Source organism: Pseudomonas sp. TE36184 (genome assembly GCF_054060055.1).
The window spans coordinates 3,512,500-3,521,639 of record NZ_JBSSCU010000001.1 but is presented as its reverse complement, the minus strand read 5'-3'; the positions used below and the strand labels follow the sequence as shown (position 1 = coordinate 3,521,639).

General features: G+C 59.1%; 12 protein-coding genes. 3 read left to right on the top strand and 9 right to left on the bottom strand.

The features are described 5' to 3' along the window. Positions 1 to 9: 9 nt before the first annotated feature. The 9 genes from rapZ to ACVWZP_RS15750 form a co-directional block, all read right to left on the bottom strand. Entirely contained in the window at positions 10 to 867 is an 858-nt protein-coding gene (gene rapZ, locus ACVWZP_RS15790; RefSeq protein ID WP_017845985.1) for an RNase adapter RapZ, read from the bottom strand. A 2-nt stretch (positions 868 to 869) separates the two neighbouring features. Next, on the bottom strand, positions 870 to 1,334 hold the full coding sequence (ptsN, locus tag ACVWZP_RS15785) for a PTS IIA-like nitrogen regulatory protein PtsN (protein WP_057004257.1): 465 nt from the start codon (positions 1,332 to 1,334) through the stop codon (positions 870 to 872). A gap of 12 nt (positions 1,335 to 1,346) precedes the next feature. Next, positions 1,347 to 1,652: a ribosome hibernation-promoting factor, HPF/YfiA family gene (gene hpf / locus ACVWZP_RS15780; RefSeq protein ID WP_017845983.1), complete on the bottom strand. Its 306-nt coding sequence runs from the start codon at positions 1,650 to 1,652 to the stop codon at positions 1,347 to 1,349. Positions 1,653 to 1,727: 75 nt separating this feature from the next. Continuing rightward, entirely contained in the window at positions 1,728 to 3,221 is a 1,494-nt protein-coding gene (locus ACVWZP_RS15775) for an RNA polymerase factor sigma-54 (protein WP_026139902.1), read from the bottom strand. A gap of 197 nt (positions 3,222 to 3,418) precedes the next feature. Further along, on the bottom strand, positions 3,419 to 4,144 hold the full coding sequence (gene lptB, locus ACVWZP_RS15770) for an LPS export ABC transporter ATP-binding protein (protein WP_017845981.1): 726 nt from the start codon (positions 4,142 to 4,144) through the stop codon (positions 3,419 to 3,421). Continuing rightward, positions 4,144 to 4,677 carry a lipopolysaccharide transport periplasmic protein LptA gene (lptA, locus tag ACVWZP_RS15765; protein WP_457369919.1) on the bottom strand — a complete coding sequence of 178 codons (534 nt, stop codon included), beginning with the start codon at positions 4,675 to 4,677 and terminating at the stop codon, positions 4,144 to 4,146. The genes lptB and lptA overlap by 1 nt, the downstream gene beginning before the upstream one ends. Continuing rightward, positions 4,664 to 5,236, bottom strand: coding sequence for an LPS export ABC transporter periplasmic protein LptC (gene lptC / locus ACVWZP_RS15760; RefSeq protein ID WP_046384675.1), 573 nt, complete (start codon positions 5,234 to 5,236; stop codon positions 4,664 to 4,666). The genes lptA and lptC overlap by 14 nt, the downstream gene beginning before the upstream one ends. An 8-nt stretch (positions 5,237 to 5,244) precedes the next feature. After that, positions 5,245 to 5,769, bottom strand: a complete 525-nt coding sequence (locus ACVWZP_RS15755; protein ID WP_017845978.1) for a KdsC family phosphatase — start codon at positions 5,767 to 5,769, stop codon at positions 5,245 to 5,247. Further along, positions 5,770 to 6,744 (bottom strand): KpsF/GutQ family sugar-phosphate isomerase, encoded by a 975-nt coding sequence (locus ACVWZP_RS15750; protein ID WP_017845977.1) that lies wholly within the window; start codon positions 6,742 to 6,744, stop codon positions 5,770 to 5,772. It abuts the gene before it with no gap. 315 nt (positions 6,745 to 7,059) lie between these two features. Between ACVWZP_RS15750 and ACVWZP_RS15745 the strand changes: the two genes are divergently transcribed. The 3 genes from ACVWZP_RS15745 to mlaD are packed head-to-tail and all read left to right on the top strand — an operon-like array spanning position 7,060 to position 9,133. Continuing rightward, the gene (locus ACVWZP_RS15745; protein ID WP_003171811.1) at positions 7,060 to 7,869 is read left to right on the top strand and encodes an ATP-binding cassette domain-containing protein; all 810 of its coding nucleotides are present in this window, start codon (positions 7,060 to 7,062) and stop codon (positions 7,867 to 7,869) included. Beyond that, positions 7,869 to 8,666, top strand: coding sequence for a lipid asymmetry maintenance ABC transporter permease subunit MlaE (gene mlaE / locus ACVWZP_RS15740; protein WP_017845976.1), 798 nt, complete (start codon positions 7,869 to 7,871; stop codon positions 8,664 to 8,666). Before ACVWZP_RS15745 ends, mlaE begins: the two co-directional genes overlap by 1 nt. Next, complete coding sequence (gene mlaD, locus ACVWZP_RS15735) at positions 8,666 to 9,133, top strand: outer membrane lipid asymmetry maintenance protein MlaD (protein WP_017845975.1); 468 nt, start codon at positions 8,666 to 8,668, stop codon at positions 9,131 to 9,133. The genes mlaE and mlaD overlap by 1 nt, the downstream gene beginning before the upstream one ends. Positions 9,134 to 9,140: the final 7 nt, after the last annotated feature.

Sequence of the window (9,140 nt, the reverse complement as noted above, 5' to 3'; positions counted from 1 at the left end):
GTGTTCCTTTCAGCTAAGGTCGCGGTGGCGAACCTGGACGTTCTTGAGGGTTTGTTGCAGCATCTGGCCCAGGCGTTCGGTCAGGTAGACGGAACGGTGGTGGCCGCCGGTGCAACCGATGGCAATGGTGACATAGGCCCGGTTGCTGGCGGCAAAGCGCGGTAGCCATTTGAGCAGGTAGCTGGAGATGTCCTGGAACATCTCCTCGACATCCGGTTGCGCGGCCAGGTAGTCCGCCACCGGCTGATCCAGCCCCGACTGGTCCCGCAACTCCGGCTTCCAGTAAGGATTGGGCAGGCAGCGCACATCGAATACCAGATCGGCGTCCACCGGCATGCCACGCTTGAAGCCAAACGACTCGACCAGAAAGGCCGTGCCGGGCTCGGGCTGGTTCAGCAGGCGGAGCTTGATGGCATCGCGCAGTTGGTACAGGTTGAGGCTGGTGGTGTTGATCTTGAGGTCGGCGAGGTCAATGATCGGCCCCAACAGCTTGGTCTCGTCCTCGATGGCTTCGGCCAGCGAGCGATGCGGGCTGCTGAGGGGGTGGCGTCGACGGGTCTCGGAGAAGCGTTTGAGCAGGGTTTCTTCGTCTGCGTCCAGGTACAGCACATCACAGTGAATGTGCTTGGCGCGCACTTCCTCAAGCAGTGCCGGGAACCGCGAGAGGTGGCTGGGCAGGTTGCGGGCGTCGATCGACACGGCGACCAGTGGCTGTGCCAGTTCGGTGTGGATCAGCGCGCGCTCCGCCAACTCCGGCAGCAGGCCGGCGGGCAGGTTGTCGATGCAATAGAAGCCGTTGTCCTCAAGAACGTTGAGGGCGGTGCTTTTACCTGAGCCGGAGCGGCCACTGACGATGATCAAACGCATGATTACTGCTCGATTTGTTCAGCCAGGACAACCTGATACAACGCCTCATTGCTGCTGGCACTGCGCAGTTTGTCGCGTACTTCCTTGCGGTCAAGCATGCTGGCGATCTGCCGGAGCAGTTCCAGGTGTGCATCGGTGGCGGCTTGCGGGACCAGCAACACGAACAGCAGGTCGACCGGGGCACCGTCGATGGCGTCGAAATCGATGGGAGCGTCCAAGTGCAGCAGGGCGCTGACAGGTGTCTCGCAGCCTTTGAGGCGGCAGTGAGGAATGGCGATGCCGTTACCAAAACCGGTCGAGCCGAGTTTTTCACGGGCAATCAGAGCCTCGTAGACATCTTGCATCTCCAGCTCAGGCACTTGTTTGCTGATCAGGTTGGCAATCTGTTCGAGGGCTTTCTTCTTGCTGCCCCCCGGCGCGTTCACAAGGGAACGGCCGGGAGTCAGGATGGTTTCAAGTCGGATCATGGGTGGGGAGTGTTAGCGGCCGGTGCCCTGTAGGAGGCTCTGCTGCTTTTCCTTATGCTTTTTGATTTGGCGATCCAGCTTGTCGGTCAGGTCGTCAATGGCGGCATACATATCAGAATGCTCAGCATTGGCGACGACTTCTCCGCCGGGTATACGCAAGGTGGCTTCGATTTTCTGCTTCAGCTTTTCGACAGTCATAATGACTTGCACGTTGGTGATCTTGTCGAAATGCCCCTCAATTCGTTTGAGTTTTTCGCCGATATAGGTGCGCAGCGCGTCGGTCACTTCCAGTTGGTGTCCACTGATATTGACTTGCATACAGCTTCTCCTTCGTTGCCAGTGCATAAAGCGGCAGGCAGAGATGCCTGCCACTGGAACGCTGTGGCCTGCCCGTCACATCAAACGCTTACGCTCGCTGGAAGGCGCGATCCCAAGGGACTCGCGGTACTTGGCGACGGTTCGACGGGCGACCTGAATGCCTTGTGCCTCCAGTAAACCAGCGATCTTGCTGTCACTCAACGGCTTTTTCTGATTTTCCGCGGCAACCAGTTTTTTGATGATTGCGCGGATCGCCGTGGACGAGCATTCGCCGCCTTCGGAGGTGCTGACATGGCTGGAGAAAAAGTATTTCAGCTCATATATACCCCGTGGGGTATGCATGAATTTTTGCGTCGTTACCCGGGAAATCGTTGATTCGTGCATGCCCACCGCTTCTGCGATGTCGTGCAGGACCAGCGGTTTCATCGCTTCGTCGCCGTACTCAAGGAAGCCGCGCTGGTGCTCGACGATTTGCGTGGCCACTTTCATCAGGGTTTCGTTGCGGCTTTGCAGGCTCTTGATGAACCAGCGCGCTTCCTGCAACTGGTTGCGCATGAAGGTGTTGTCGGCGCTGGTGTCGGCGCGACGGACGAAACCGGCATATTGCGGGTTGACCCGCAGGCGCGGCACCGATTCCTGGTTCAGTTCCACCAGCCAGCGTTCGTTGTCTTTGCGCACGATCACATCGGGGACGACGTATTCGGCTTCGCTGGACTCGATCTGCGAGCCCGGGCGCGGGTTGAGGCTCTGCACCAGCTCGATGATGTGGCGCAGGTCGTCTTCCTTGAGCTTCATGCGGCGCATCAGCTGGCTGTAGTCGCGGCTGCCCAGCAGGTCGATGTAGTCGGTGACCAGGCGTTGGGCTTCAACGAGCCAAGGGGTCTTGGCGGGCAGCTGGCGCAATTGCAGCAGCAGGCACTCGCTGAGGTTGCGCGCGCCAATGCCGGCGGGCTCGAACTGCTGGATGCGGTGCAGGACGGCTTCGATCTCGTCCAGTTCGATGTCCAGTTCCGGGTCGAAGGCTTCAAGAATCTCTTCGAGTGTCTCGTCCAGATAACCCTGGTTGTTGATGCAGTCGATCAGGGTCACAGCGATCAGGCGATCGGTGTCGGACATCGGCGCCAGGTTCAATTGCCACAGCAAGTGGCTCTGCAGGCTCTCGCCGGCGGAGGTGCGGGTGGTGAAATCCCACTCGTCGTCATCATTGCTGGGCAGGCTGCTGGCGCTGGTCTGGTAGACGTCTTCCCAGGCGGTGTCCACGGGAAGTTCGTTGGGAATACGTTCGTTCCATTCGCCTTCCTCCAGGTTGTCCACCGTAGGGGCGGTTTCCTGGTAAGAGGGTTCCTGCACGTCGGAATTGGGTTTTTGCTCGATGTTGTCGGCCAGCGGGTCTGCATTATCGAAGTCGTCGCCTTCTTCCTGGCGTTCGAGCATCGGATTGGACTCCAGGGCTTCCTGGATTTCCTGTTGCAGGTCCAGTGTCGACAATTGGAGCAGGCGGATGGCCTGTTGCAGCTGCGGTGTCATCGTCAGCTGCTGGCCCATTCTCAGGACTAGCGATGGTTTCATGGCAGGGGCTTAACACCTTATTCGCCGGCGCAATGCGCCATCCACGACAGGGCGCGTGAGCGCCAAACATAAGCAAATTATATGCCTGATATCGGGGGCTTTGCCTAGAGCGCGGTAACAATAAAAATCCGGAGGTTTTCATTGACTCCCGCGCACCTTGGCGAACGGCCTGCCACCGCCTTTTTTTCCAGGCAGGCTTACAGGCGGAACTCGTGGCCCAGATACACTTCCTTGACCAGTTCGTTGGCCAGGATCGTGGCCGAATCGCCTTCGGCAATCAGTTGCCCATCGTTGACGATATACGCAGTTTCGCAGATATCGAGGGTCTCGCGGACGTTGTGGTCGGTGATCAGTACACCGATGCCCTTGGCCTTGAGGTGATGGATGATCTGCTTGATGTCGCCGACCGAGATCGGGTCGACACCGGCAAACGGTTCGTCCAGCAGGATGAACTTCGGTGCAGTGGCCAGGGCGCGGGCAATCTCCACGCGGCGGCGTTCACCACCGGACAAGCTCATGCCGAGGTTGTCGCGAATGTGGTTGATGTGGAATTCCTGCAGCAGGCTTTCCAGCTCCTTGCGGCGGCCGTCGCGGTCGAGTTCCTTGCGGGTCTCGAGGATCGCCATGATGTTATCGGCAACCGACAGTTTGCGGAAGATCGACGCTTCCTGGGGAAGATAGCCGATACCGGCGCGCGCACGGCCGTGCATCGGCTGGTGGCTGACGTCGAGGTCGTCGATCAGGATGCGACCTTGGTCCGCCTGGACCAGGCCGACGATCATATAGAAACAGGTGGTCTTGCCGGCACCGTTGGGGCCAAGCAGGCCGACGATCTGGCCGCTGTCGATCGACAAGCTGACGTCGCGCACGACCTGACGGCCTTTATAGGCCTTGGCCAGATGCTGGGCTTTCAGGGTTGCCATTACTCGGCCTTCTTCTTCGGCTGGATAACCATGTCGATACGTGGACGCGGTGCAGTCACCTTGCTGCCGTTGGCGCGACCGGCGTTGGCAACCTGCTTCACGGTGTCATAGGTGATTTTTTCACCTTCCGTGGAGTTGCCGTCGGGGCTGAGTACCTTGGCCTGGTCGATCAGCACGATGCGATTTTGCTGGGCGTGATACTGGATGGTTTTGCCGTAGCCCTTCATCGGGGCGGTGTCGGTGGCAGCCTGCTTCTGTTCGAAGTAGGCCAGGTTGCCCACCGAGGTCACGACGTCAATGTCGCCAGCAGGGGTGCGAGTCAGTGTCACCGTGTTGCCGGTGATCTTCATCGAGCCTTGGGTAATGATCACACCGCCGGTGTAGGTCGCGACGCCTTGCTTGTCATCGAGCTGTGCATCGTCGGCCGAAATGTGGATCGGTTGCTGGCTATCGTTCGGCAGAGCCCAGGCGCTCACGCTTCCCAGTGCTGCGCCCAGACTGAGCAAAATAGGGAGGGTTTTAACGAGCCTCATACTGTCCTCTTACGTTCGATAGCAGGTGTATCCTGCTTTCTTTCAAATACGCTTTCATTCCCTTGCCAGTCGATACACCGCCAGCGCCGTCGATTCTAACGTCTTGCTCGGTCTGCGCATATTGCTTCTGTGGGAATACGGTCATGCGACTGCTGGTGATGATGGTGTCGCGGTTCTGTGCGTCGGTCCGTGCGACGCGCACCGAGTCGATCAGTTCCACTTCGGTGCCGTCCGGGTTGACTTCGCCACGCTTGCTGGTGACGTGCCAAGGGAATTCGGTGCCGCGATACAGATTCAAATCGGGGTTGGTCAGCAGGGTGACTTCGGACGCTTTCAGGTGCTCGACCTTGTCCGAGTTCATTTCATACTGCACCTTGCCATCGGGCAGGAACTGCACGCTGTAGGCATTGGTGGCGTAATAGTCGATAGCGCCTTGGTCAACCTGCGCCACAGGCTGGTCGAGAAAGCGCTCCGGGCTGATATTCCAGTAGCCAACCGCCAGGAGCAGCGCGGCGATGACCCCGAATAGCAGGAAGTTGCGAATCTTTTTGCTCAGCATAAAACGCTCTATAGGTAGGCGGCGTGGGCCGCTTCAAGGCTGCCCTGGGCACGCAGGATCAACTCGCAGAACTCGCGGGCGGCGCCTTCGCCGCCACGGGCCGTGGTGATGCCGTGGGCATGCTCGCGAACAAATGCCGCCGCATTGGCGACAGCCATGCCCAGGCCCACCCGGCGGATCACCGGCAGGTCGGGCAGGTCGTCGCCCAGGTAGGCAACCTGCTCATAGCTTAGGTTCAGTTGGCCAAGAAGCTCGTCCAGAACGACTAGTTTATCCTCCCTGCCTTGATACAGGTGAGGAATCCCCAGGTTTTGTGCGCGGCGTTCCACAACCGGGGTTTTCCGACCGCTGATAATCGCGGTTTGCACGCCCGCCGCCATGAGCATCTTGATGCCCTGGCCGTCGAGGGTGTTGAACGACTTGAATTCGCTGCCGTCCTCGAGGAAGTACAGGCGGCCATCGGTCAGCACGCCGTCAACGTCGAAAATCGCCAATTTGATGTGCTTGCCGCGTTGCAACAGGTCGCTGGTCATTTACATCACTCCCGCACGCAGCAAGTCGTGCATGTTCAGGGCGCCGATCGGGCGGTCATTGCCATCGACCACCACCAGCGCGCCGATCTTATGGTCTTCCATGATCTTCAGGGCTTCGGCCGCCAGCATTTCTGCGCGTGCGGTCTTGCCGTGGGGAGTCATCACCGCATCAATGGTGGCGGTGTGGATATCGATAGTGCGGTCCAGGGTGCGGCGCAGGTCACCGTCGGTGAATACGCCGGCCAGGCGTCCGTCGGCTTCCAGGATCACGGTCATGCCCAGGCCCTTGCGGGTCATCTCCATGAGTGCGTCCTTCAGCAGGGTGCCGCGCTGTACGTGGGGCAGTTCATCGCCGGAATGCATGACGTTTTCCACTTTCAGCAGCAGGCGTCGGCCCAGTGCGCCGCCCGGATGGGAAAACGCGAAGTCTTCCGCCGTAAACCCACGTGCTTCCAGCAGCGCCACGGCCAGGGCATCGCCCATGACCAGCGCGGCGGTGGTGGAAGAGGTTGGCGCCAGGTTCAGCGGGCAGGCCTCAGCGGTCACATGAACATTCAGGTTCACTTCGGCGGCCTTGGCCAGCGTCGACTCCGGGTTGCCGGTGATGCTGATCATCTGGATGCCCAGGCGTTTGATCAACGGCAGCAAGGTCACGATTTCGTTGGTGGTGCCGGAGTTGGACAGTGCGAGGATGATGTCATCCTTGGTGATCATGCCCATGTCGCCGTGGCTGGCTTCGGCCGGGTGGACGAAAAACGCCGTGGTCCCGGTGCTTGCCAGGGTGGCGGCGATCTTGTTGCCGACGTGACCGGACTTGCCCATGCCGACCACGACAACGCGGCCTTTGCTGGCCAGAATCATCTCGCAGGCGCGTACGAAATCCACGTCGATATGGGCCAGCAAGCCTTCTACGGCTTCAAGCTCGAGGCGGATGGTGCGTTGTGCGGATTGGATAAGATCGCTGGATTGGCTCATGTCTGAAATCGTATAGCCTGACGAAAAGTCGACGATTATAACGATAATGATCAATTCCCTCACGCAAGTTCGTCAGTCTTTAGTCGTCAGGCGCTTCAGATTCATTCCTCGGTAACATAGCAAGCAACGGTTTTTCCCTGTCTCCAATCTGAACAAGCGCTGTTCCGGCCTTGGGGGCGCTGTACCAGCAGTGATATAGTTCGCCGCCAGTTCGGTCCACCCAGCCCATGTGGCTAACTATATGTTGGGCAACCGTTGCAAACGTTTGTCACAAGCGTGGTGTCTGAGTGAGAGGCTGCATCCCAAGGAGTTTAGATGAGTGCCGATAACGCCTACGCGGTCGAGCTGAAGGGCCTTACCTTCAAGCGCGGGACGCGCAGCATCTTCAATAACGTCGATATTCGCATTCCCCGCGGTAAGGTCACCGGCATCATGGGGCCTTCCGGTTGCGGCAAGACCACCCTGTTGCGCTTGATGGGCATGCAATTGCGCCCCAGTGCCGGCGAAGTGTGGGTCAACGGCCAGAACCTGCCGACGTTGTCGCGCAGCGATCTGTTCGATGCGCGCAAGCACATGGGGGTGCTGTTCCAGAGCGGTGCATTGTTCACCGACCTCGATGTGTTCGAGAACGTAGCGTTTCCGCTGCGGGTACATACCCAACTGTCCGACGAGATGATTCGTGACATTGTGTTGCTGAAGCTGCAGGCCGTGGGCCTTCGCGGCGCCATCGACCTGATGCCGGATGAACTGTCCGGCGGCATGAAGCGTCGTGTCGCCCTGGCGCGTGCCATTGCCCTCGATCCGCAGATTCTCATGTATGACGAACCCTTCGTGGGCCAGGACCCGATCGCCATGGGCGTGTTGGTGCGCCTGATCCGCCTGCTCAACGATGCGTTGGGGATCACCAGTATCGTGGTCTCCCACGACCTGGCCGAAACCGCGAGCATCGCCGACTACCTCTATGTAGTCGGTGATGGCCAGGTACTGGGGCAGGGCACGCCGGAAGAACTGATGAACGCTGACAACCCGCGCATTCGCCAATTCATGACCGGCGATCCCGATGGCCCGGTGCCTTTTCATTTTCCGGCAGCGGACTACCGCTCAGATCTTCTGGGGAAGCGCTGATGCGCAAGACATCTCTTATCGAAAAGGTGCGCCTTTTCGGGCGTTCCGGCATCGACATCATCGAAGTGCTCGGCCGTTCGACGATATTCCTGTTTCACGCCTTGCTCGGCCGTGGCGGCATTGGCGGCAGCTTCGGCCTGCTGATCAAACAACTGCACTCCGTTGGTGTGATGTCCCTGGTGATCATCGTGGTTTCCGGGGTTTTCATCGGCATGGTGCTGGCGTTGCAGGGCTTCAATATCCTGTCCAGCTACGGCTCGGAGCAGGCGGTGGGGCAGATGGTCGCCCTGACGCTGTTGCGTGAACTCGGCCCGGTCGTCACGGCCCTGTTGTTCGCCGGGCGCGCCGGTTCCGCGCTGACCGCCGAAATCGGCAACATGAAGTCCACCGAGCAGTTGTCCAGCCTCGAGATGATCGGCGTGGACCCGCTCAAGTACATTGTTGCCCCGCGCCTGTGGGCCGGCTTCATTTCCCTGCCGCTGCTGGCGATGATCTTCAGCGTGGTGGGTATCTGGGGCGGTTCGTGGGTGGCGGTGGACTGGCTGGGGGTCTATGAAGGCTCCTACTGGTCCAACATGCAAAACAGCGTGAACTTCAGCGGCGATGTGTTCAATGGCATCATTAAGAGCATTGTCTTCGCCTTTGTCGTGACCTGGATCGCCGTATTCCAAGGCTATGACTGTGAGCCCACTTCAGAAGGGATCAGTCGCGCCACCACCAAGACCGTTGTGTACGCCTCGCTGGCGGTACTGGGCCTTGACTTTATTTTGACCGCCTTGATGTTTGGAGATTTCTGATGCAAAACCGCACTGTGGAAATCGGTGTCGGCCTTTTCTTGCTGGCTGGCATCCTGGCTTTACTGTTGCTGGCCCTGCGAGTCAGCGGCCTTTCGGCCAGCCCCACCGCCGATACCTATAAACTTTACGCGTACTTCGACAATATCGCGGGTTTGACTGTCAGAGCTAAAGTGACCATGGCCGGTGTAACCATCGGCAAGGTCACGGCGATCGATCTGGACCGCGACAGCTTCACCGGGCGTGTGACGATGCAACTGGACAAGAAGGTCGATAATCTGCCGACTGACTCCACGGCATCGATCCTCACCGCAGGTTTGCTGGGCGAGAAATACATCGGTATCAGCGTAGGCGGGGAAACCGCTCTGCTCAAGGATGGTTCGACCATCCACGACACACAGTCGTCGCTGGTGCTTGAGGACCTGATCGGTAAATTCCTGCTCAATACGGTCAATAAAGACGCTAAATGAGGAATCT

Excerpts from the sequence above, each read along its gene's own strand:
- rapZ (WP_017845985.1), bottom strand. The coding sequence starts at position 867 with ATGCGTTTGATCATCGTCAGTGGCCGCTCCGGCTCAGGTAAAAGCACC.
- ptsN (WP_057004257.1), bottom strand. The coding sequence starts at position 1,334 with ATGATCCGACTTGAAACCATCCTGACTCCCGGCCGTTCCCTTGTGAAC.
- hpf (WP_017845983.1), bottom strand. The coding sequence starts at position 1,652 with ATGCAAGTCAATATCAGTGGACACCAACTGGAAGTGACCGACGCGCTG.
- ACVWZP_RS15775 (WP_026139902.1), bottom strand. The coding sequence starts at position 3,221 with ATGAAACCATCGCTAGTCCTGAGAATGGGCCAGCAGCTGACGATGACA.
- lptB (WP_017845981.1), bottom strand. The coding sequence starts at position 4,144 with ATGGCAACCCTGAAAGCCCAGCATCTGGCCAAGGCCTATAAAGGCCGT.
- lptA (WP_457369919.1), bottom strand. The coding sequence starts at position 4,677 with ATGAGGCTCGTTAAAACCCTCCCTATTTTGCTCAGTCTGGGCGCAGCA.
- lptC (WP_046384675.1), bottom strand. The coding sequence starts at position 5,236 with ATGCTGAGCAAAAAGATTCGCAACTTCCTGCTATTCGGGGTCATCGCC.
- ACVWZP_RS15755 (WP_017845978.1), bottom strand. The coding sequence starts at position 5,769 with ATGACCAGCGACCTGTTGCAACGCGGCAAGCACATCAAATTGGCGATT.
- ACVWZP_RS15750 (WP_017845977.1), bottom strand. The coding sequence starts at position 6,744 with ATGAGCCAATCCAGCGATCTTATCCAATCCGCACAACGCACCATCCGC.
- ACVWZP_RS15745 (WP_003171811.1), top strand. The coding sequence starts at position 7,060 with ATGAGTGCCGATAACGCCTACGCGGTCGAGCTGAAGGGCCTTACCTTC.
- mlaE (WP_017845976.1), top strand. The coding sequence starts at position 7,869 with ATGCGCAAGACATCTCTTATCGAAAAGGTGCGCCTTTTCGGGCGTTCC.
- mlaD (WP_017845975.1), top strand. The coding sequence starts at position 8,666 with ATGCAAAACCGCACTGTGGAAATCGGTGTCGGCCTTTTCTTGCTGGCT.